This window comes from Bradyrhizobium sp. S3.2.6 (genome assembly GCF_040546885.1).
GTDB classification, from domain to species: Bacteria; Pseudomonadota; Alphaproteobacteria; order Rhizobiales; family Xanthobacteraceae; genus Bradyrhizobium; species Bradyrhizobium cytisi.
In genome coordinates this window covers 42848-65738 of record NZ_JBEPOS010000011.1, presented here as the reverse complement: position 1 = coordinate 65738, position 22891 = coordinate 42848, and the positions used below count along the sequence as shown (strand labels likewise).

The 22891-nt window shown below is 63.6% G+C and carries 21 protein-coding genes; 19 read left to right on the top strand and 2 right to left on the bottom strand.

From position 1 onward, the window contains the following. The first annotated feature begins 3 nt into the window (after positions 1 to 3). The 6 genes from ABID58_RS20315 (at position 4) to ABID58_RS20290 (ending at position 5128) form a co-directional block, all read left to right on the top strand. Positions 4 to 489, top strand: a complete 486-nt coding sequence (locus ABID58_RS20315; protein ID WP_354034179.1) for a GNAT family N-acetyltransferase — start codon at positions 4 to 6, stop codon at positions 487 to 489. Beyond that, entirely contained in the window at positions 489 to 1004 is a 516-nt protein-coding gene (locus ABID58_RS20310) for a dihydrofolate reductase (protein WP_148754173.1), read from the top strand. Before ABID58_RS20315 ends, ABID58_RS20310 begins: the two co-directional genes overlap by 1 nt. 160 nt (positions 1005 to 1164) lie before the next feature. Beyond that, a complete protein-coding gene (hflK, locus tag ABID58_RS20305; protein WP_148754174.1) occupies positions 1165 to 2301 on the top strand; it encodes an FtsH protease activity modulator HflK in 1137 nt (378 codons plus the stop codon). Then, positions 2298 to 3194, top strand: a complete 897-nt coding sequence (hflC, locus tag ABID58_RS20300; RefSeq protein WP_148754175.1) for a protease modulator HflC — start codon at positions 2298 to 2300, stop codon at positions 3192 to 3194. Before hflK ends, hflC begins: the two co-directional genes overlap by 4 nt. 71 nt (positions 3195 to 3265) lie before the next feature. Beyond that, entirely contained in the window at positions 3266 to 3472 is a 207-nt protein-coding gene (locus ABID58_RS20295) for a DUF2065 domain-containing protein (protein WP_057747247.1), read from the top strand. Positions 3473 to 3616: 144 nt separating this feature from the next. Then, positions 3617 to 5128 carry a Do family serine endopeptidase gene (locus ABID58_RS20290; protein ID WP_354034177.1) on the top strand — a complete coding sequence of 504 codons (1512 nt, stop codon included), beginning with the start codon at positions 3617 to 3619 and terminating at the stop codon, positions 5126 to 5128. A gap of 125 nt (positions 5129 to 5253) precedes the next feature. Here the strand turns inward: ABID58_RS20290 and serB are convergent, their stop codons facing one another. Next, the gene (gene serB, locus ABID58_RS20285) at positions 5254 to 6159 is read right to left on the bottom strand and encodes a phosphoserine phosphatase SerB (RefSeq protein ID WP_354034170.1); all 906 of its coding nucleotides are present in this window, start codon (positions 6157 to 6159) and stop codon (positions 5254 to 5256) included. 11 nt (positions 6160 to 6170) lie between these two features. On the opposite strand from serB, the gene miaA reads away from it, so the two are divergent. The 11 genes from miaA to ABID58_RS20230 all read left to right on the top strand — a co-directional run bounded on the left by miaA (position 6171) and on the right by ABID58_RS20230 (position 19524). Continuing rightward, positions 6171 to 7112: a tRNA (adenosine(37)-N6)-dimethylallyltransferase MiaA gene (gene miaA / locus ABID58_RS20280; RefSeq protein WP_354034169.1), complete on the top strand. Its 942-nt coding sequence runs from the start codon at positions 6171 to 6173 to the stop codon at positions 7110 to 7112. A gap of 330 nt (positions 7113 to 7442) precedes the next feature. Further along, entirely contained in the window at positions 7443 to 9218 is a 1776-nt protein-coding gene (locus tag ABID58_RS20275) for an acetolactate synthase 3 large subunit (protein WP_354034168.1), read from the top strand. Between the two features lie 72 nt (positions 9219 to 9290). Continuing rightward, entirely contained in the window at positions 9291 to 9431 is a 141-nt protein-coding gene (locus tag ABID58_RS20270; RefSeq protein WP_187435191.1) for a hypothetical protein, read from the top strand. Between the two features lie 11 nt (positions 9432 to 9442). Continuing rightward, positions 9443 to 9985 (top strand): acetolactate synthase small subunit, encoded by a 543-nt coding sequence (gene ilvN, locus ABID58_RS20265; protein WP_148754180.1) that lies wholly within the window; start codon positions 9443 to 9445, stop codon positions 9983 to 9985. Between the two features lie 3 nt (positions 9986 to 9988). Beyond that, positions 9989 to 10684 carry a class I SAM-dependent methyltransferase gene (locus ABID58_RS20260; protein ID WP_354034167.1) on the top strand — a complete coding sequence of 232 codons (696 nt, stop codon included), beginning with the start codon at positions 9989 to 9991 and terminating at the stop codon, positions 10682 to 10684. A 45-nt stretch (positions 10685 to 10729) separates the two neighbouring features. Then, a complete protein-coding gene (locus ABID58_RS20255; protein ID WP_354034166.1) occupies positions 10730 to 11605 on the top strand; it encodes an EamA family transporter in 876 nt (291 codons plus the stop codon). Positions 11606 to 11612: 7 nt separating this feature from the next. Then, the gene (locus ABID58_RS20250; protein ID WP_354034165.1) at positions 11613 to 12215 is read left to right on the top strand and encodes a LysE family translocator; all 603 of its coding nucleotides are present in this window, start codon (positions 11613 to 11615) and stop codon (positions 12213 to 12215) included. Positions 12216 to 12347: 132 nt separating this feature from the next. Continuing rightward, positions 12348 to 13367, top strand: a complete 1020-nt coding sequence (gene ilvC, locus ABID58_RS20245) for a ketol-acid reductoisomerase (RefSeq protein ID WP_008131520.1) — start codon at positions 12348 to 12350, stop codon at positions 13365 to 13367. Between the two features lie 362 nt (positions 13368 to 13729). Then, positions 13730 to 17116 carry a bifunctional diguanylate cyclase/phosphodiesterase gene (locus ABID58_RS20240; RefSeq protein WP_354034163.1) on the top strand — a complete coding sequence of 1129 codons (3387 nt, stop codon included), beginning with the start codon at positions 13730 to 13732 and terminating at the stop codon, positions 17114 to 17116. A 51-nt stretch (positions 17117 to 17167) separates the two neighbouring features. Further along, complete coding sequence (locus tag ABID58_RS20235) at positions 17168 to 18268, top strand: DUF2336 domain-containing protein (RefSeq protein ID WP_354034161.1); 1101 nt, start codon at positions 17168 to 17170, stop codon at positions 18266 to 18268. Between the two features lie 404 nt (positions 18269 to 18672). Continuing rightward, positions 18673 to 19524: an SDR family oxidoreductase gene (locus ABID58_RS20230; protein WP_354034160.1), complete on the top strand. Its 852-nt coding sequence runs from the start codon at positions 18673 to 18675 to the stop codon at positions 19522 to 19524. 9 nt (positions 19525 to 19533) lie between these two features. On the opposite strand, the gene ABID58_RS20225 is transcribed toward ABID58_RS20230, so the two are convergent. After that, complete coding sequence (locus tag ABID58_RS20225) at positions 19534 to 20154, bottom strand: hypothetical protein (RefSeq protein ID WP_354034158.1); 621 nt, start codon at positions 20152 to 20154, stop codon at positions 19534 to 19536. Positions 20155 to 20259: 105 nt separating this feature from the next. Here ABID58_RS20225 and ABID58_RS20220 point away from each other — a divergent pair, with 105 nt between their 5' ends. Beyond that, complete coding sequence (locus ABID58_RS20220) at positions 20260 to 20928, top strand: TetR/AcrR family transcriptional regulator (RefSeq protein WP_354034157.1); 669 nt, start codon at positions 20260 to 20262, stop codon at positions 20926 to 20928. Positions 20929 to 21115: 187 nt separating this feature from the next. Beyond that, positions 21116 to 22828: a sulfatase-like hydrolase/transferase gene (locus tag ABID58_RS20215; protein ID WP_354034155.1), complete on the top strand. Its 1713-nt coding sequence runs from the start codon at positions 21116 to 21118 to the stop codon at positions 22826 to 22828. Positions 22829 to 22891: the final 63 nt, after the last annotated feature.

Below are 22891 nucleotides of genomic sequence, written 5' to 3'. Positions count from 1 at the left end.
CCGATGTCGCTCAACATCCGCCGCGCGCGTCCGGGCGAAGCCGGGCTCGTTCTTTCGTTCATCTGCGAACTCGCCGAGTACGAAAAGCTGTCGCATGAGGTCGAGGCGACCGAGGCTGACATCGCCGACGCCTTGTTCGGCGCCGACCCGCGGCTGTTTTGCGCGATTGCCGAGTGGAACGGCGAGCCGGTCGGCTTTGCGGTCTGGTTCCTCAATTTCTCCACCTTCAGCGGGCGCCACGGCATCTATCTCGAAGATCTGTATGTGCGGCCGTCGCATCGGGGCAGGGGCCTCGGCAAGGCGCTGCTGGTCTATCTGGCGAAGGAATGCGTCGACAACGGCTGGTCGCGCTTGCAATGGGCGGTGCTCGACTGGAACGCGCCGTCGATCGCGTTCTACAAATCGCTCGGCGCGGCGTGGCTGGACGACTGGACGCTGTGCCGCGTCTCTGGTCCTGCGCTGACGCGGCTTGCAGGGAGCGCGTCCTGATGGAGATCGTCTTCGTCGTTGCGATTGCGGAGAACGGCATCATCGGTGCCGGCAACGCGATCCCGTGGCGATTGAAATCCGACATGGCGCGCTTCAAGGCGCTCACCATCGGCAGGCCCGTGATCATGGGCCGCAAGACCTTTGAATCCTTGCCTGGGCGCCGGCCGCTTCCGAACCGCACCAACATCGTGATCACGCGCGATCCGGCCTATCGCGCCGCCGGCGCTGTCGTCACGACATCGGCGGCGGATGCGGGCGCGGTTGCGCTTGGGGATGCCCTGCGGCGTTCAGCCGCTGAAATCGCCGTGATCGGCGGCGCCGAAATCTACCGGCAATGGCTCGATCGCGCCGATCGCCTCGAGATCACGGAAGTGCATGCGCGGCCCGACGGCGACACGCATTTCGACATCGACAGGGCGCGGTGGGATGAGACCGGGCGCGTCCGCCATCCCGCCGGCCCCGACGACAGCGCCGACTTCTCCTATGTGACATATCGTCGGCGGCGGTCCCATTAACTGCATTCGCCAATGTTTACATTGACTTTTCCGCCCCCGAGCATAGCTCGTGGGTCGGTTAGGCTTGCGTTGTAAGGGTCCTTTCGGTCCCCTATAAAGCCGGACCGGACAATGCGGGCCGGCTTAAGTTCTAGTCCCGGCCTGCCGAGGAGAGCGTCGAATGCCGTGGAAGAATCAGGGCGGTGGCCCATGGGGCTCGGGTCCGAAAGGACCATGGGGCACAGGCCCACAACCGGTCGGGCCGAGGCCGCCGGATCTGGAGGACCTTCTGCGGCGTGGCCAGGACCGGCTGCAGCAGATCATGCCGGGCGGCTATTTCTCCGGCATCGGCATCACGCTGATCCTGCTCATCATCGTCGCGCTCTGGCTGCTGTCGGGCTTCTTCAGGGTGCAGTCTGAAGAACAGGGCGTCGTGCTGCGCTTTGGCAAGCACGTGCGCACCGTGGACCCCGGGCTGAACTACCATCTGCCCTATCCGATCGAGACAGTGCTGCTGCCGAAGGCGCTGCGCGTGTCGACCATTTCCATCGGCATGACCCTGATCGACGATCCCGCCCGCCGCGGCCGCTCGATCCGCGACGTGCCGGAAGAGAGCCTGATGCTGACCGGCGACGAGAACATCGTCGATGTCGACTTCACCGTGCTGTGGCGGATCAAGCCCAACGGCGTCGGCAACTTCCTGTTCAACATCCAGAACCCCGAGGGCACCGTGAAGGCGGTCGCCGAAAGCGCGATGCGCGAGGTCATCGGCCGCTCCAATATCCAGCCGATCCTGACCGGCGCGCGGACGCAGACCGAGACCACCGTGCAGGATTTGATGCAGAGGACGCTCGACGGCTACGGCGCGGGCATCCAGATCGCCCAGGTGCAAATGCAGAAGGTCGATCCGCCGGCACAGGTGATCGACGCGTTCCGCGACGTGCAGGCGGCGCGCGCCAATCTCGAGCAGTTGCAGAATGAAGCCCAGACCTACGCCAACAAGGTCGTGCCGGACGCGCGAGGCCGCGCGGCGCAGATCGTGCAGGCGGCCGAAGGCTACAAGGAGCAGGCGGTTGCCGAGGCCAAGGGCCAGAGCTCCCGCTTCCTGAAGGTGTACGAGGAATACAAGAAGGCGCCCGACGTGACGCGTGAACGGATCTATCTGGAGACGATGGAGCGGGTGCTCGGTGGCTCCGAGAAGCTGATTTATGACGGAGGCTCCTCGGGCCAGGGCGTCGTGCCCTATCTGCCGCTCAACGAATTGACGACCAAGCGGCCCACCACGACGGGTCAGCAGTCGAGCGGAGGCACACGATGAGGTCTCCGGTTACAGGCATTGTCGCGCTGCTTGCGCTGCTGCTGGTGATGATCGTCGCCTACATGTCGCTGTTCACGGTGCAACAGACCGAGCAGACCATCGTGCTGCAATTCGGTAAGCCGGTGGACGTCGTCACTGACCCCGGGCTGCACTTCAAGGCACCCTGGAACTCCGTGATCAACATCGACAAGCGCATCCTCGATCTGGAAAACCCGTCGCAGGAGGTCATTGCCTCCGACCAGAAGCGGCTCGTGGTCGACGCCTTTGCGCGCTACCGCATCAAGGACGCGCTACGCTTCTATCAGAGCGTCGGCTCGATCCAGGCTGCGAACCTCCAGCTCACTTCGCTCTTGAACGCAGCGCTGCGCCGCGTGCTCGGCGAGGTCAACTTCATCACCGTGGTGCGTGATGAGCGCGAGAAGCTGATGGGACGCATCCGCGAGCAGCTCGACCACGAGGCCGACGGCTACGGCATCGAGGTCGTCGACGTCCGGATCCGCCGTGCGGATCTTCCTGAGCAGAACAGCCAGGCGGTCTACCAGCGCATGCAGACCGAACGTCAGCGCGAAGCAGCCGAGTTCCGCGCGCAGGGCGGCCAGAAGGCGCAGGAGATCCGCTCCAAGGCCGATCGTGAAGCGACGGTGATCATCGCGGAAGCGAACTCGACCGCCGAGCAGACGCGCGGCGTGGGTGACGCCGAGCGCAACCGCCTGTTCGCCGAAGCCTATGGCAAGGATGCTGACTTCTTCGCTTTCTACCGGTCGATGACGGCCTACGAGAACGGACTGAAGAAGGACGACACCCGCTTCCTGCTGCGGCCGGACTCGGATTTCTTCCGGTATTTTGGTAACCCGTCCGGCAAGACGGCGACCGGGACGCCGGCGAAACCGTAAGCTAGACAAGGGCGGCAGGTTTGGCCGCCCTTCGTCCAGACAAGAACAGCACCACGGGAGGTTCCAATCCGATGAGGTCCATTGCGTTCGCCGACTTCCTCATCGGCTTAGGCATCTTGTTTGTGCTGGAAGGCTTGATGTTCGCGGCCAGTCCGAACTGGATGCGCAAGGCCATGAAAAGCGCCATCGCCACGCCGGACAATATCCTGCGGGCGGTCGGGATCGGCTCGGCCGTGGCCGGCCTGATCCTGATCTGGGTGATGCGACGGCCGATCTAGCCGCACAGCCAACGCCAAAGTGAAGGCGGGAGGCGGGTTTTCGCCGTATTATTCGAGTCTTGAGGCCCGTTAAGCTACGCGCTTGCGCCGTGCCCCCGTTCGAGCGCAGTCTTGAGGCCGAATCCTTATTCCCTGGAGACCACAATGACCGCTGCCACCATTGTCACGACCCGCTTGCGCCAACATGCGCGGTTTGGGCTGGCCGCGCTCGCCGTCGGCGCTTTCAGCGTGTTCGGCTCGCCGGCGCAGGCGCGCGGACCGGAGGGCATCGCTGACGTCGCCGAGAAGGTGATCGACGCGGTCGTCAACATCTCGACCTCGCAGACGGTCGAGGCCAAGGGCGGCGGCAGCAACACCATGCCGCAACTGCCGCCCGGTTCGCCCTTCGAGGAATTCTTCGATGACTTCTTCAAGAACCGGAAAGGACCCGGTGGCGGCAGCAAGGGCGGCGATAACGGCAGCGGCCCGCCGCGCAAGACCAACTCGCTCGGAAGCGGCTTCATCATCGACACCTCCGGTGTCGTCGTGACCAACAACCACGTCATCGCCGATGCCGACGAGATCAACGTCATTCTCAACGACGGCACCAAGATCAAGGCTGACCTCGTCGGTGTCGACAAGAAGACCGATCTTGCCGTCTTGAAGTTCAAGCCGCCGAAGCCGCTTGTCTCGGTGAAGTTCGGCGACTCCGACAAGCTGCGCCTGGGTGACTGGGTGGTGGCGATCGGCAACCCGTTCAGTCTCGGCGGCACGGTGACCGCGGGCATCGTCTCGGCCAAGAACCGCGACATCTCCTCGGGGCCCTATGACAGCTACATCCAGACCGACGCCGCGATCAATCGCGGCAATTCCGGCGGCCCGCTGTTCAACCTCGAAGGCGACGTCATCGGCGTCAACACCCTGATCATCTCGCCCTCCGGCGGCTCGATCGGCATCGGCTTCGCCGTGCCGTCGAAGACGGTCGCAGGCGTCGTCGACCAGCTCCGCCAGTTCGGCGAATTGCGTCGCGGCTGGCTTGGCGTGCGCATCCAGAGCGTCACCGACGAGATTGCCGAGAGCCTCAACATCAAGCCGGCGCGCGGCGCGCTGGTGGCCGGCATCGACGACAAGGGCCCGGCCAAGCCGGCCGGCATCGAGCCGGGCGACGTCGTCGTCAAGTTCGACGGCAAGGACGTCAAGGACCCGAAGGACCTGTCTCGCGTCGTCGCCGACACCGCGGTCGGCAAGGAGGTCGACGTCGTCATCATCCGCAAGGGCGAGGAGCAGACCAAGAAGGTCACGCTCGGCCGCCTGCAGGATCCCGACAAGGTGCAGGCCGCCGTAAAGACCGACGAGCCGCCGCCGGAGAAGCTGGTGACGCAGAAGGCGCTCGGCCTCGATCTCGCCGTGCTGAACAAGGATCTACGCACGCGCTACAAGATCAAGGACACCGTCAAGGGCGTGGTCGTCACCAATGTCGACGCCAATTCGGATGCTGCCGAGAAGCGGCTCTCCGCCGGCGACGTCATCGTCGAAGTCGCGCAGGAAGCGGTCGCGAGCGGCGCCGATATCCAGAAGCGGATCGAGCAGCTCAAGAAGGACGGCAAGAAGTCCGCGCTGCTGCTGGTCTCGAACGGCGACGGCGAGCTGCGCTTTGTGGCGCTGAGCGTGCAGTAGTCGAGGCAACGTCCTGTAGGGTGGGCAAAGCGAAAGCGTGCCCACCATCCTTTTTACCGTCGCAGCAAGAGTGGTGGGCACGGCGCAAGTGCGCCTTTGCCCACCCTACGGCGGCTCCGCGTTCGCTACCCCTCGACAAACTCCTCGCGCTTGTACCCCTGCGCATACAGCAGCGCGGTGAGATCGCCGTGATCGATCCTCGCGGCTGCCGCTGCAGCTACTGCCGGTTTCGCGTGATACGCCACGCCCAAGCCCGCCGCCTGGATCATCGCCAGGTCGTTGGCGCCGTCGCCGACCACGACCGAGTCGATGTCGTCGAGATCGAACGACTCCATGAGATCCACCAGCGTCGCGAGCTTGGCCGCGCGGCCTAAAATCGGCTCCTTCACTTCGCCGGTGAACTTGCCGTCGCGCACGACGAGCTCGTTGGCGCGGTTCTCCTGGAAGCCGAGCTTTGCGGCGACCGCGCTCGTGAACAGGGTGAAGCCGCCGGAGACGAGGCAGGTATAGGCGCCGTGGGCGCGCATGGTCGCGACCAATTCGCGGCCGCCCGGTGTCAGCGTGATGCGTTCGGCCACCACCTTGTCGACGACGCCGGCAGGGAGGTCCTTCAGTAGCGCGACGCGCTCGCGCAGCGCCGGCTCGAACTCGGTCTCGCCGCGCATTGCGCGCTCGGTGATGGCGGCCACGTGGGCCTTCATCCCGACGAGATCGGCCAGCTCGTCGATGCATTCCTGGCCGATCATGGTGGAATCCATGTCGGCGAGAAAAAGCTTCTTGCGCCGGACGCCGGCAGGCTGCACCACGATGTCGATGGGCAGGTCGCCGCGAAGCTCGCGCAACCGCTCTTCGATGGCGTGACGGTCGCCTTCGAGGTTACTGTCGGCGCCGAAGGGAATGTCGACCGCAACCCCGTCGAACAGCCAGTGCGCGGGTGCCGCTTGCGGCAGCACAGCGCGGGCGCCGTCGACGATGGTCGAGTCGAGGGCGGGATTGTTTGGGTTGCAGATCAGCGTGGCGACGAGGGACATTTGAGGTTTTCGTGAGCGAGAGGCATTCGAGCAAGGCCGTGCTTATCGCAGGCCCGACCGCCAGCGGCAAGTCGGCGCTGGCGCTGGAGCTTGCGCTGAGCGCGGGCGGAATCGTCATCAATGCCGATTCCATGCAGGTCTATCGCGACCTCCGCATCATCACGGCGCGCCCCACGCAGGATGAGGAGGCGCGCATTCCGCATCGCCTCTATGGCCATGTCGATGCGGCCGTGAACTTTTCCGCCGGCGCCTGGGTGGCTGATGCCGCGAAGGCGCTCGAAGAAGCGCGGATTGAGGGCCGCCTGCCGATCTTCATCGGCGGCACCGGGCTGTATTTCAAGGCGCTGACGGCGGGTCTCTCGGTGGTGCCGCCGATCGTTGCGGAAATACGTGAGGACGTACGTGCCCGATTGGAGCGGAACGGCGTCGAGGCGCTGCATGCGGAACTCGCGCGCCGCGATCCGCGTGCGGCCGAACGACTGAATCTCCGCGACCGGACGCGGATCGCGCGTGCGCTCGAAGTGATCGAGGCGACCGGCCGTTCGCTGCTCGACTGGCACCATGAGGGCCAGCCGCCGCTGCTGCCGAAGGACAGTTTTCGCGCGGTGTTTCTCGCGCCCGAGCGCGACGAGCTCTATGCCCGCATCGACGCCCGTTTCGACGCCATGTTGGCCGCCGGTGCCCTGACCGAGATCGAGCAGCTCGCCGCCCGCGGCCTGGACCCACTGCTGCCGGCCATGAAGGCTCATGGCGTGCCTGCGCTGATCCGGCAGCTGCGTGGTGAGCTCAGTCTGGAGGACGCCGCGATGATCGGCCGGGCCGACACACGTCACTATGCCAAGCGGCAATTCACCTGGTTCCGGCACCAGCTTCCCGAATTCGAGTGGGTGAAGCCGGACGAGGCGAGGGGATGGCTCGCGGGCGCCACCAACGCGGCCCGAGCCTCCCGCTAAACGCGCTTTTGTGCTCGAGTTCCCGATTTTACCTCTCGCCGAGCCCCGGGAACAACGCTACATTACTAAAATCGCGCGGGAACGGCCGCTTTGCCTTGACATCGGGGCTTTGGTCGTTATGTTTCGCGCAACCTTTGGGAAGCTGAGCGCCTGCCATGCGTAATATTATTACCAACCTCCTTATCGTCGTCGTACCCAGGCACACCGCCGGGGGTGGCTAGCTGCCATCCACATGACAGGCGGTGTGCAGGGTCCCTCTTCGGGGCCTTTTTTATTTCCCGAATCAGACACGAATGAAGCCGCTGAAAACAGCGCATCCGGAGCAAGCCAATGAGCGACAAGAGCCACGATCCGAACCAGATGACCGGCGCAGCGATGATCGTCCGCGCGCTCATCGATCACGGCGTGACCGACATTTTCGGCTATCCCGGCGGCGCAGTGCTTCCGATCTACGACGAGATCTTCCAGCAGAGCGAGGTCCAGCACATCCTGGTCCGCCATGAGCAGGGCGCGGGCCATGCCGCCGAGGGCTACGCACGCTCGACCGGCAAGCCCGGCGTTGCGCTGGTGACCTCCGGTCCCGGCGCCACCAACATGGTGACGCCGCTGACCGACGCGCTGATGGATTCGATCCCGCTGGTCTGCATCTCCGGCCAAGTGCCGACACATCTGATCGGCAACGACGCATTCCAGGAATGCGACACCGTCGGCATCACGCGCCCTTGCACCAAACACAATTGGCTGGTGCGCGACGTCAACGATCTCGCAAAAGTGCTGCACGAGGCGTTCTACGTGGCGACCACGGGCCGTCCGGGCCCGGTGCTCGTCGACGTTCCCAAGGACGTGCAGTTCGCCACCGGCACCTATCATCCGCCGCGCAAGTCCGACGTGCACCGCTCCTATGCGCCGCGCGTGAAGGGCGATGCGACGCAGATCCGCAAGGCCGTGTCACTGCTCGCGGGCGCTAAGCGTCCGGTGATCTATAGCGGCGGCGGCGTCATCAATTCCGGTCCCGAGGCAACGAAGCTGCTGCGCGAGCTGGTCGAGGTCACGGGCTTCCCGATCACCTCGACGCTGATGGGCCTGGGTGCGTATCCGGCGTCGGGCAAGAACTGGCTCGGCATGCTCGGCATGCACGGCACCTACGAAGCCAACATGACCATGCATGACTGCGATGTCATGCTGTGCGTTGGCGCGCGCTTCGACGACCGCATCACTGGCCGTGTCGATGCGTTCTCGCCGAACTCGAAGAAGATCCACATCGACATCGATCCGTCCTCGATCAACAAGAACATCCGCGTCGACGTGCCGATCATCGGCGATTGCGGCAACATCCTCGGCGATATCCTGCAGGTGTTCAAGGCCGAGGCGAAGAAGCCCGACGTCAAGACCTGGTGGCAGCAGATCGCGCAGTGGCGCGCCCGCAACTCGCTCTATTACAAGAAGAGCAACGATGTCATCCTGCCGCAGCACGCGATCCAGAGCCTGTTCGAGCTGACGCGCGGCAAGGACACCTACATCACGACCGAAGTCGGTCAGCATCAGATGTGGGCGGCGCAGTTCTACGGCTTCGAGGAGCCGCACCGCTGGATGACATCGGGTGGTCTCGGCACCATGGGCTACGGCCTGCCGGCCGCGATCGGCGTGCAGGTCGCCCATCCCGACAGCCTCGTCATCGATATCGCGGGCGACGCCTCGGTGCAGATGACGATGCAGGAGATGTCGACGGCGGTTCAGTACGAGCTGCCGATCAAGATCTTCATCCTCAACAACCAGTACATGGGCATGGTGAGGCAGTGGCAGCAGCTGCTCCACGGCAACCGCTTGTCGCATTCCTACTCGGAGGCGCTGCCGGATTTCGTCAAGCTCGCGGAAGCCTATGGCGGCGTCGGTCTCCAGGTCACCAAGCCTGGCGATCTCGAAGGCGCCATCAAGGAGATGATCTCGGTCAAGCGCCCGGTGCTGTTCGACTGCCGCGTCGCGGCGCTCGAAAACTGCTTCCCGATGATCCCCTCAGGCAAGGCGCACAACGAGATGCTGCTGCCGGAGCAGGCCAACGACGAAGCCACGGCCAAGGCGTTCGCCGGCGGCAAGGCGCTGGTGTGAGTTAGCGGAACGATGGTTCAGGAGAGACGAGCGCGCCTTCTTCGCCTCTCGCCGCTTGCGGGGAGTCGCACGATGACCCGAGCAACTGCGAAAAATTCCGCTGTCATCGTCCGGCTTGACCGGACGATCCAGTACGCCGCGGCAGTCGTGGGAATCTCAGGCGCCGGTGATTACTGGATGCCCGCCTTCGCGGGCATGACGAAGAAGTTTTGAAAGGGACGACAATGAACCAGCCCGCATCCGCCTACTTCATCGAGGAGCGCCACGATCCCAACGAGACGCACACGCTTGCGGTGCTCGTGCAGAACGAGCCCGGCGTGCTCGCCCGTGTGATCGGCCTGTTCTCGGGGCGCGGCTACAACATCGAGAGCCTCACGGTCTCGGAGACCGAGAGCCAGACGCACCTCTCGCGCATCACCATCGTCACCACGGGCACGCCGATGGTGATCCAGCAGATCAAGCACCAGCTCGACCGCATGATTCCGGTCTACCAGGTCGTCGACATGACCCAGACCAAGCGCTCGATCGAACGTGAGCTTGCGATGGTGAAAGTGCGCGGGCAGGGCGAACATCGCGTCGAGGCGCTGCGGCTGGCGGATGCGTTCCGCGCCCGCGTGATCGACGCCACCACCGAGAGCTTCGTGTTCGAGATCACAGGCAATACGGACAAAATCAACCAGTTCATCGACCTGATGCGCCCGCTCGGCCTTGTCGAGGTGTCGCGCACCGGCGTTGCCGCGATCGGCCGCGGGCCTGAGGGGATGTGACCCATGCTGGCGCGCGACTGGTACTACAACGAACGCAACCGGATGGGCATCGGGCCCGCGGTCGCCTCGATCTATGACAGTCACGATGACGCCGATATCCGGGCGCGCGCTGCGCTGAAGATGCTCGGGGTCCAGCGCGGCTGGCGCATCGCCGACATCGGTTGCGGCAACGGCGTGTTGGCGACCGAAGCCGCGCTGATGGGGGCCGAGGTCGACGCCATCGACATCTCGCCGGCGATGCTGGCGCTCGCCGAGATCTACGCGCGTGATCGCAAGGCGCCCGTGCGCACCCAGTCGGCCGGCCTGCTTTCCTTCGCCTACCGGCCGGACTCTTATGATTTGATCGTCAGCGAATTCACGCTGCATCACCTGCCGGATTTCTGGAAAGCGGTGGCGATGTCGCGGATCTTTCGTGCGCTCAAGCCCGGCGCGACCTTTTACCTACGCGACATCGTTTACGCGTCAATGCCTGACGCCGTCGAGCGCGACGTCGAGCAATGGGCCGACTTCCATATCAAGAACCACGATTTCTCGTGTGAGAGCGTGGTGACGCATATGCGCGACGAATATTCCACCTTCGGCTGGGTGATGGAGCGGATGCTGACCGATGTCGGCTTCACGCTGGTCTCGGCCGACTACCACGCCCCGATGCACGGCACTTATCTCCTACGCAAACCGAAAGCCGGCGAGCAAGGCTAGAAACAACAAGCAGGGCTGCACGACAGGGCAGAACCGGAAACAACAATGAAGCCGGCCGACATCCTCATCGCCCTCATGGTGGCGATCATCTGGGGGCTTGCCTTTGTGGCGAGCCGGATCGCGCTCGACGAGTTTTCGCCGGAGCTGATGACGGCGATGCGCTTTTCCATTGCCGCGGTGCCGTGCCTGTTTATTCCCAGGCCGAAGGTCGCCTGGTCGCTTCTGATCGCGATCAGTCTTACGCTGTTTCTCGGGCAGTTCCTGAGCCAGGCCTACGGCATCGCCCACGGGGTGCCGGTGGGGCTGACCAGCGTCGTGGTGCAGAGCCAGGCGCTGTTCACGATCGGTTTCGCGGCGTTGGTCTTCGGCGAGCGCCCGACGCCGGCGCAAACGCTCGGAATTGTCATTGCGGCCATCGGGCTGCTGATGATCTGCGGCACCGTCGGTTATGATTTCAGCGTCGGCGCCTTCGCGGTGCTGATGATCGCCCCGATCTGCTTTGCTGTCGGCAATCTCCTGCTGCGCGGTGCTCGCGGTGCGCCGATGTTCGATCTGTTCGCATGGCTGTGCCTCACCGCCGCGGTGCCGCTGTTCGCACTCGCGCTCGTCGTGAACGGACCGGTGCCGACCTTCCAGTCGCTGGTCCATATGTCGCTGACCGGCCTCATCTGCCTGCTGGTGATCGGCGCGATCTCCACCAGCATCGCCTATTGGCTGTGGGGCCGGCTGCTGCGTGACTATCCGGCTGCGCAAGTGGTGCCGTTCGCGCTGCTGGTGCCGTTCGTCGGTTCGGCTGCATCCAGCATCGTGTTCGGCGAGCGGTTCGGGCCGCTACGCCTCGCCGGCATGCTGACCGTGATCGGCGGCATTGCGGTGATGGTGCTGGTCAAGCGGCCTCGGCCGCTTGCGAAGATCGCGTGAGGTGAACATGGCCAATTCGCTGTTCTACGCCTTCCTCGCCTTCATGGTGGTGATGTACTTCACCCCGGGGCCAAACAACATCATGCTGCTGGCCTCGGGCTTGACGTACGGCTTCCGGCGTACCATCCCCCACATCGCCGGCATCGTCATCGGCTTCGCCTTCATGGTCGGCGCCGTCGGCCTCGGGCTCGGCACGGTGTTCCTGGCTTATCCGATCCTCCAGACCATTTTGAAATATGCCGGCGCGGCCTATTTGATTTACCTCGCCGCCGTGATCGCCTTCTCCGGTCCGGCGAAGCCGGGCGAGGGGGATGGTCGCGGCCCGATGACCTTCTGGGGCGCGGCCATGTTCCAATGGATTAATGCCAAGGGCTGGGTCATCGTGATCGGGACCATCACCGCCTATGCGGCGATAGCCCAGTTTCCCATCAACATCGCAATCCAGACCTTGATCAGCCTGCTCGTGGGCACGGTCTCGACCGTGGTCTGGGCCTTCTTCGGCACTGCACTACGGCCGGTGCTGACTTCGGAGCGGCTGGTCCGCGCCTTCAATATCCTGATGGCGATCCTGCTGCTCGCCTCCCTCTACCCCGTTTTCATGGATGCATGATGTCGCGGATTTCCATGCAGAAACGGGTTTCCCTAGGGGCTGAAAATGCTCTAGACAGCCCCCGAAATCCGCAAATTTCACCATTCGGACACTGACTATCGGCCGATTCTGGCCCTGAACGAGGAAACGACTATGCGTGTTTATTACGATCGCGACGCCGACCTGAACCTGATCAAGGGCAAGAAGGTCGCCATCGTCGGCTATGGCAGCCAGGGCCACGCCCATGCGCTCAACCTCAAGGACTCCGGCGTCAAGGACGTCGCGATCGCGCTGCGCAAGGACTCGGGCTCGGTCAAGAAGGCTGAAGCCGCCGGCTTCAAGGTGATGGAAGTCGCCGATGCCGCCAAATGGGCCGACCTCGTCATGATGCTGACCCCGGACGAGCTCCAGGGCGACATCTATCGCGAACACCTGCACGACAACATGAAGAAGGGCGCAGCGCTCGTGTTCGCGCACGGCCTCAACGTCCACTTCAACCTGCTCGATCCGCGCGCCGACCTCGACGTGCTGATGATTGCGCCGAAGGGCCCCGGCCACACCGTGCGCTCGGAGTATCAGCGTGGCGGCGGCGTGCCCTGCCTGATCGCGATCGCCAAGGATGTCTCGGGCAACGCCCATGACCTCGGCCTGTCCTACGCCTCCGCTGTCGGCGGCGGCCGCGCGGGCATCATCGAGACCACCTTCAAGGAAGAGTGCGAGACCGATCTGTTCGGCGAGCAGGTCGTGCTCTGCGGCGGCCTGGTCGAGCTGATCAAGGGCGGCTACGAGACCCTGGTCGAAGCCGGCTACGCCCCCGAGATGGCCTATTTCGAGTGCCTGCACGAAGTGAAGCTGATCGTCGACCTGATCTATGAAGGCGGCATCGCCAACATGAACTACTCGATCTCCAACACCGCGGAGTACGGCGAGTATGTCACCGGTCCGCGTATCGTCACCGCCGAGACCAAGGCCGAGATGAAGCGCGTTCTCGCCGACATCCAGGGCGGCAAGTTCGCCCGCGACTGGATGCTCGAGAACAAGGTCAACCAGACCTCGTTCAAGGCGACCCGCGCCAAGCTCGCCCAGCACCCGATCGAGGAAGTCGGCGCCAAGCTGCGCGACATGATGCCCTGGATCAAGAAGGGCGCGCTGGTCGACAAGAGCAAGAACTGACGGCAACGCCGTCATTCGGGGGACGTGACGAAGTCGCGCCCCCCGGACCTCGATCGATGTTCACTAGCCTCCGGGGTTTGCATGGACGCCACCCCGGAAGTGACGCGGCGAGGCGACGTCCGCCTCGCGCCAGTGTGATCTCGTTGTCGTGCGCGCCGCTGCCCCGCGCTGCGCGAAGCTCCTGCCGAAACCGGCTTCGGTTTTGCAGCAGAATGGATGTTTTCCAGCGAGCTCCCGAGTATTGGGACACCGTTACTGACGTGATCTCCGTGCGACTACGGAGTCCAATTGCGATAGGTAGATCAACCAAATCTTAGTGCGACTGAGCGAGGGTGAACTTTTGCTCGTACCGCAGATGGACAATGCCGAACCCTTGGCGAAGGCCGACCGGATCGCCGGGATCGTCCGTCACGATCCTGGGCTTGCTGTTTTCGCTCGTTGTCGTCGCCCTTTTTCTCGTTGATCTGGGCATCCGCTACCGAGAAGCAGTCGCATCTGCGAAAACCGACGCCCTCAATCTCTCGGCTATTCTGGCCGAGCATGCCGCGGTGACGTTCGAAGACATCGATCGTGTGCTGCTTGAGGCGCGGGCAATCCGCAGGGACGCTTTGTCCGGAAAATACGCCGATGGCGAAGCGGCCAATGTCGCGCTGCGTCAACTGGTCAAGAGCTCGTCGATTCTCGTCGCGGTCGGCTGGACCGATGCGTCCGGCGCGGTCGTTGCGCATTCCTACGACCACACGCTGCCGCGCAACAACATCTCGGACATGGCGCACTTCATCGCGCAACGCGATGGCGCTGGCACCGGATTGTTCGTTGCACCACCCTATCGCTCGGCAGGCGGCGACAAATGGTTCAGTGCGGCGTCACGCCGATTGAACAACCCGGATGGAAGCTTTGCGGGCATCGTCACTGCGCCGCTGGATCAATCTTTTCTCCTGAAGATCTACCGGAAGATCGATCTCGGCCCGAATGGCTCGGTGGTGCTGCTCCACCGTAACGGACGCGTCCTCGCGCGCGTACCGGAACAGAAAGATGTCCTCGGCAAGTCGGTCGCCGGCGGCCCGCTGTTTACCCAATATCTGCCGGTCTCCGAGGTAGGCTCATACGAGCTCACGAGCCCCATCGATGGCGTCGCGCGCATTGCAGCGTACAAGGCCGTTTCCGGCCTGCCGCTGGTTCTGGTGGTGACTTACTCGCGCAGTTACGTGTTGCAGCCGCTGTACCGGCATCTCTACACCTTCGGTCCGCTGGCTGCCGCGATCGTCACCATTATTCTGATCGGTACATTTCTGCTGCGGCGGCAAACGAATGCACTTGCGGCCGCGAGTGCTCGGTTCGACGCTGCGTTGAGCAACATGCCGCATGGGCTCAGCATGTTTGATGCCGACGCGAAGCTGCTGATCGCCAACAGCCGTTATCGTGATATCTACGACCTCACCGAGGCGCAGGTCAGGCGCGGTACGCCGCTGGGCAGCATCGTCGGCGTCTACAAGACGGCGGGAGGCGATCTCGACATTGACGAGTTCCTCGATGGCGCAAGGCGCCGGACCCCGCGGATTGTCACGCTCGCCGACGGCCGCATCATCTCGATCCTGCGTACCCCCATGGCCGATGGCGGCTGGGTCGCCACCCATGAGGACATCACCGAGAAGCGGCGCGACGAGATGCTGCTAGCGGAAAATGCCGCCGAGCTGAAGCTCATCAACACGCGGTTCGATGTCGCTATCAGCAACATGTCCCAGGGGCTCTGCCTGTTTGATGCAGACAAGAATCTCGTGATATCGAACAGCCGCTATCAGCAGATGTACGATCTGCCAGACGAACTCGTCATGCCCGGCACGCCGCTGGAACGGATATTGCAGCACTACGCGGATCGCGGCGAATCCGCCGGCGACCTGACAGTCAATCAACATCTTCAGAAGATGCCGACCCTGCGGCAGCAGGCCTATGAACTGAAAGACCAGCGCCAGGTTCTGATCCAGCGCAAGCCGCTGCCGGATGGCGGCTGGGTCGCGACGCACGAAGACGTCACCGAGCAAAGGCGCGGCGAGCAAATGCTGGCCCAGAAGGCCGCGGAGCTCGAAGCGATCAACATGCGCTTCGACGCCGCCCTCAACAACATGTCCCAAGGGCTTTGCATGTTCGATGCGGACCAGAGGATCGTGGTGTCGAACGCACGCTATAGCGAAATCTACCACATTGACGGTGATCGGATAAAACCAGGAACCATGCTGGCGCAAATTCTCGAGTATCGTCGCGAGCAAGGCACGCATTTCGTCGACGTCGCGCCGGACGTCTATCTCAATCAGAACGTGAAGCAGCTCAGCGAGATCCGGGAACTCGCCGACGGCAGGGTGGTCGCGATTGCGCGTCACATGATGGCGGACGGTGGCTGGCTCACGACCCACGAGGATATCACCGAGCGAGCGAGAGACGAGAAGCGCATCGCATATCTGGCGCAGCACGATCTGCTCACGGGTCTTGCGAACCGCGCCGTGTTCTCCGAAAAACTCGACGATGCTGCAAAGCGGTCGCAGCGTCATGGCGCAAAGTTCACCGTGCTGATGCTGGATCTGGACAGATTCAAGGCGGTCAACGATACGCTCGGTCACGCTGCGGGCGACCAGTTGCTGATTGAGGTGGCGCGGCGGCTGAGTTCATCGCTGCGGGATACCGACGTCCTGGCGCGCCTCGGCGGCGACGAATTCGCGATCATCCAGGAGAACGAAAAAGTTCAAAGCGAAGGCGCGATCGCATTGGCTCTGAGGATCATCGGTCTAATCGAGCAACCCTTCGATCTGGACGGTCATCGCGTCAGCGTCGGCACCAGTATCGGTATCGCCTTCGCGCCGGAGCACGGCGCCGATGCCGAGAGCTTGCTACAGAGGGCGGACTTGGCGCTTTATGCGACGAAATCCGCAGGGCGGAATGATTTCCGCATCTTCCAACCCGAGATGACGGAAGCTGCCGACACACAGAAGTCGATCGAAGGCGAACTGCGCGAGGCGATGGCTCGCAACGAGTTGGAGCTGCACTACCAGCCGATCATTGATGCCGGAACGTGCGCGATGACCGGCCTGGAATGTTTTGTGCGCTGGCATCACCCGTCGAAGGGCGTGCTGGCGCCTTCGCAGTTCCTCGATGTCGCCGAGCAGGCCGGACTGATGCTGCCGCTCGGTGAATGGATTCTGCGACAGGCCTGCCTGGATGCGGCCGCCTGGCCGGCCCATATCCGGGTCGCCGTCAACATGAGCGCTGCCCAGTTCCACAAAGGTAACCTACTGGACGTCGTCCTGTGCGCGCTGGTCGAGTCGGGATTGTCGCCGGAGCGCCTCGAGCTCGAAATTCCCGACGCTGCGCTGCTGGACGGGAATCTTGCGGCTCATCTGCTCACGGTCCGGCAACTAAAGAACCTGGGCGTCGGCGTCGTCCTCGACAATTGCGGTGTGGGCTATTCCGCCGGGAGCTACCTCCAGAGCTTCCCATTCGACAAGTTCAAGATCGACCGGGCGATCGTGCAGGGCTGCGCAACGCGACGGGACTGCGCGGCGGTCGTCGCCTCTGCCGTCGCATTGGCGCGCGGTCTCGATGTCGCCACGGTGGCCAAAGGGGTCGAGAGTCGTGCGCAGTTCGAGGCCCTGCAGGCGGCGGGAGTGGACCTCGTCCAGGGATATCTGTTCGGGCGACCCGTGCCGAACTCGGAAGTCAGTTTCGATTCGCCGTTGCCGGCGCAAAACGTCGCGTGATGTCATGATCTTCGTCGGAACACGGGCAACTCGATCTCCGGGACACGAGAGATGAATTTGGCGAACGGCGTGATCGATCAACTCGAGACGGCGCTGGCGAGCCCGGAGCTGTCGAAGCGCGCCGAGCTCCTGCGACAAGTCGCAGACCTCTTCGTGTTCGGCTCGGGCAAGTTCACCGAGGGACAGATTGATCTGTTCGACGAGGTGATGAGCACGCTGCTCCAGAATATCGAATGCGCCGCCCGGGCGACCTTCGGGAGCCGGCTTTCCAGATTGCCTGACGCTCCGCCCCGGACGATCCGCTTGCTGGCGTTTGACGATGCGCCCGAGGTGGCCGCGCCGGTGCTCGAGCATTCGCCACGGCTCGACGAGGTGACGTTGGCGGAGAACGCGCGGACCAGGAGCCAGGATCACCTGCTGGCCATCGCCGGGCGCAGCCAGTTGACGGAACCCGTCACCGATGTCCTCGTCCAACGCGGCAACAATGATGTTGCCGTACGGACTGCCGGCAACGGCGGAGCCAGATTCTCGCCCCAGGGGATGTCCATGCTCGTCAAGCGGGCGCGGGACAATGGCGCGCTCGCCATGTGCATCTGGTCTCGCCCGGATATTCCGCGCGAGACCCTGCTGAAATTGTTCGTCCATGCATCCGAGATGGTGCGGTGCAAGCTGGAAGCTGCCGATCCCCGCCGGGCAGTCCTGATCCGCAGCGCCGTCGCGGAGGCCTCCGACGAGCTTCAGATGACGGCACGGGTGGGCTCGAGCGAGCATGCCCGGGCGATGGCCGAGGTGAGGTCCCTGCACTCTGGGGGAATACTCGACGAGGCCAGGGTGCTCGGCTTCATCGGCGAGCGAAACTTCGACAAGACCGCAATTGCCCTGTCGCTCATGAGCGATCTGCCGATCGGAGCGATCGAGCGTGCGCTGGTCCGCTCCGAGCCCGAGCAAATTCTCATTCTCGCGAAGGCCATCGGACTATCCTGGGACACGACGAAGGCGATCTTGACGTTTCAGCGCGGCTCGGCCCCCGAGGCGAAAGCACGATTGGAGCAGTGCTTTGCGAGCTTCTTCCGGTTGAAGCCGAATACCGCGAAGGCTGCGCTCCAGTTCTATCGGCTCCGCGAGCGGGCCGGCCAGGGTGCTGTCCATTAGCGGAGGCAAACCAAAAATTAAGTGCTTATCCGGTATATTCGAACCGAGATGAGATGGATGCCCCGACACATGCATTCCCTCTCAAGCTTTGTAGCTTCATTCAAACTCTTCGATGCTTGAAGCCTCGGCGCAAGACCAAGAACTGACGCTTAAAGCACATTCTTGGTCTCGCGTCTTTTTCAGAGCTTTTTCAGAAACCTTCAATCGCCAAAAGTGCTGCGTCTTCAGAGTCAAGGATTCGGCACTTCATCCGTATTGTCAGGATGCAATCGATCATGTGTCGCGATGTTCTCGCGCCGCTCCACCTTAAGTACCGACATCCGCCGCACCTGCTTGGAGGTGGACGGCATTGCGCACCGACGCCTTCCTCCTACATGACCATGGGAACTATTGGGGGGAAGACCATGCGATCTGTCGTCGTCACCGGCGCGTCCACCGGCATCGGCTGGGCCATCGCGCAATATATGATTGCGCGCGGCTATCGCGTTTTCGGCAGCGTCCGCAAGCAGGCCGACGCCGACCGGCTCACGGGTGAGTTCGGCCAAAACTTCACGCCGCTGCTGTTCGACGTCACCGACGAGGCCGCCGTGCTGGCGGCCGCGCGCCAGGTGCGCGAGGTGCTGGGTGGCGAGACGCTGGCGGGCCTCGTCAACAATGCCGGCGTTGCCGTCGCCGGTCCCGTGCTCGAATTGTCGGCGGATGATTTCCGTCGCCAGATGGACGTCAACGTCATCGGCCCTGTGATCGCGACGCAGGCGTTCGGGCCGTTGCTCGGCGCAGATCCGTCGCTGAACGGGCCGAAAGGGCGGATCGTCATGATCAGCTCGGTCGCAGGCAAGAATGGCAATCCGCTGTCGGCGCCCTACTGCACCTCCAAGCACGCCATCGAGGGCCTGTCGGAGAGCCTGCGCCGCGAGCTGATGCTGTTCGGCATCGACGTCATCATCGTCGCGCCAGGCGCAGTGAAGACGCCAATCTGGAGCAAGGCCGAGCAGTTCGATATGTCGGTCTACCAGAACTCGCCCTATCTCCCGGCGCTCAACAAGGTCATGGCGTTCATGATGAAGCTCGGCGAGACCGGGCTGCCGGCCGAACGTATCGCCGAGGTCGTCTTCGAGGCCCTCACGGCTGCGAGGCCCAAGGTTCGCTACCAGATCACGCCCGACCGGATGCGGCACTTCATGACGGCCGCACTGCCCAAGCGCACGGTCGACCGCATCATCGCCAAGCGGCTCGGGCTGCTGCCGCAAGGCTGAAGCGGCCGCTCAACCTGCCACGGCCGTCCGTCCGCGTGAATGGGCGGCCATCGCGATCAGCCGCAACGCCATCATGGCCAGCAGCGGAATGAGGAACGCAGCATAGAGCGGCATCGCCGGCACGCGCTTGCCGAACGACACCATGAACTGGAACCAGAGATAATAGCCGCCTACGAGGTGCAGCGCGCGCCAGGCGCGCGGTCCGATCAGTGCGGCCGTGCGGTCGAATGAGGTCGCGCTCATGGCGATGATGACCGCGTAGCCGATGCCGCCGAAGATGTAGGAGGCGGGCGAGGTCGCCTCCGCAAAGCCGGCCGGGTCCATCTTCGCGAACACGACGATCGCGAGCGCATGGATGGCGTGGGAGGCCGCAAAGCTTAAGCCCAGATAGCGGCGGTTGCGACGCTGCCAGCGCGTCCAGGCGTTCGGCCACAGCCGCGCCAGCGCCGCGGCACCGAAGGCCAGGCAGAACAGCAGCAGCGAGCTGCGCGCCGTGAAGCGGATGACCATGCGCATGCCCTCGACCTCGAACTGCCGCATCGAGGCGATCCAGAGGCTTAAGGCAATCAGGCTCAGCGTGAGGACGGCGAGCAGCCGCCAGCCTTCGAACCAGCTTTGCCGTTGCGACATGGTGGTCTCCTCTATCATGTAATCATCGATTACATTTCGGGCGGCGTGATCGTCAATAATGTAATCTCTGCTTACATTCACGTTCGGGTGATGCTAGAAGACGCCATGCCCGCCCGTCAGACCTCCAAGCGTCAGACATCCAAGTCCCGCACCCTTCGCCAGACATCGGAAGCCCGGCCCTATCATCACGGCGACCTCCGCCGCGTGCTGATCGACGCTGCGCTGCAACTGGCGGCCGAGGGCGCCGAGGTGTCCGTGCGCGAGGCTGCGCGCCGGGCTGCGGTGTCGCCGGCGGCACCGTTCCGGCACTTCCCCAACCGCGATGCGCTGATGGCGGCGGTGGCCGGGGAGGCGCAGCGGCGCTTCCGCGTCGAGATCGAGGCCGCGCTGAGGGAAGTGCCATCGGCCGACCCGCTGGCCCGCTTCCGCGCTTTCGGCATCGCTTATGTACGCTGGGCGATACGTAACCCCGCGCATTTCGAGATCATCTCCACCGGCCGCTATTTCGCCCATGGCAGCTCGGCCGAGCTGACGCGCGACAATGCCGAGCTGGTCGCGCTGACCGAGCAGATGCTGGCTGACGCGGCCGAGCAGGGCCTGCTGCAATCGGCGGATCTCAAACGCGTCCTGATCGCCGGCCGCGCCCTGATTTACGGTTTTGCCCGGATGAACCTCGACGGCCATTTTCCGCGCTGGGGCGTGGCGGAGGACGAGATCGAGCGGATGGCGGAGGCAGTGATCGATCTGTTCATCGTGGGGATCGCCAAGCCCTAGCGTGCCGGCGTGCCGCCTTTCGCCACCCGCTAACATTAAGCGAAGGTCGGTTCGCTGCTCGCGTTGCTTGTCCGTGACCGTTCAATTACAGTTTTATGACACGGTGCAGGCTTCCGGCTGCGCCGAACGCCGCAGGCCCGCCAGACGGCCTGGCATCACCCGCCGGACCAGAAGTTGCGTGTTGTTGATGGCGTCCGCGCCCAATTCAGGTCCTTCCGCCACCACCGCCGTTCTGGCGAGCGTCGCCGCGCGCGGCATCTGGCGGCTGCTCGCGGTTGCCGCACCGCATCTTGCCGCCCTCGCTCTCATGTACGAGACCGAGACCGATTTCGGCTCGCGCGTGTCCTTCTTGCTCGCCTGGGGCATCCTCAACTTCTTCTGGATCACGTTGTTGCGCCGGCCGGCGCTGTCGGGCGCATTGTCGCTGACCATGGTCGTGGTGCTGGTGCTGCTGTCGCGGCTCAAGCACGATGTCGTGCAGATGACGGTCAACTTCATCGACCTGATGATGATCGACCGCGACACGGTCGCGTTCCTGTTCACGATCTTCCCGAACTTGCGCTGGTCGGTGATCGGCGCCGGCTTCGTCACGCTGCCGCTGATGTATGCGCTGTGGTGGCTCGATCCGTTCCGCATCCGCCGCCTGCCGGCGCTCGCCGCGATGCTCGCCTGTCTCGCGGGGGTGGTCGGATATTCCGTCTATCATCCCGATGAAGCTTGGCGCGGCTATTACGACGACGGCTATCTCTCAAAGTTCTTCCGCTCCGGCGTCACCGCCGTCTCCGATTTCGTGCAGTACGGCTTCATGGAGTCGGACGCCTCGACCAATGAGCGGCTCAACATGCCGCTGGTCGACGCCTGCCATCCAGCCGGCCGCCGGCCGAACATCATCATGATCCATGATGAATCGAGTTTTGACATCCGCGCCGCACAGGGCATCAAGGTGCCGCCGGGTTACGGCAGTCACTTCAAGTCCTGGGACGGCAAGGAGCGCACATTTCTGGCCGAGAGCAATGGCGGGCCTAGCTGGTTCACCGAATACAATGTGCTTGCGGGTCTCTCCTCGCGCTCGTTCGGCCGCTTCGCCTATTTCGTGACGCGTATTGCGTCGGGCCGCGTCGAGCGCGGCCTGCCGCTGGCGCTGCGCCGGTGCGGCTACGACACCATGTCGCTCTATCCCGCCTATGGCGGCTTCATGGGTGCGCGCAGCTTCCAGGTGACGACCGGCGTCGAGCGCTTCCTCGACTCCAGGGATCTCGGCGCGAAGGACGTCGAACCCGACAGCTTCTTCTACGACAAGGCGTTGCGGCTGATGGGCGAGCGGACGCCGAACAAGCCGCTGTTCAGCTTCATCTATCTCGGCGCCAATCATTTCCCCTGGGAGACGCGCTTCCGCCCCGATCTGATGCCGAACTGGCGCCCGCCGGGCAACGCGCCGTCGATCGACGAATATCTGCGTCGGCAGGCGATGAGCGCCGAGCAATACAAGTCCTTCATTGCGGGCTTGAAGAAGAATTTTCCGGGCGAGCCTTTCCTGATCGTGCGCTACGGCGATCACCAGCCCGAGTTCGCGCCCAATCTGCTCGAGCCAGGGCTCGACGAAGGCGCGATCGGCAAGAAGCTCGACGCTTATGATCCGCGCCTCTATGCGACCTATTACGCGATCGACGCCGTCAATTTCGAGCCGGTGAAGAGCGATACGGTGATGGACACGGTCGACGGTCCCTATCTGCCGCTGGTGATCCAGGAGGCGGCCGGCATTCCGCTCGATCCGTCCTTCGCCGAGCAGAAGGAAATCATGCTCCGCTGCAACGGCATCTTCTACGGCTGCAAGGACGGCGCCGAGGCGCGGCGGCTCAACCGGCTGCTGATCAATGCGGGGATGATACACGGGCTTTAAGGCTGTTTGCCCGTCCGAGCGCTGCTCTTTCCCCGTCACCCTGAAAGCTTCACAAGCTCTCAG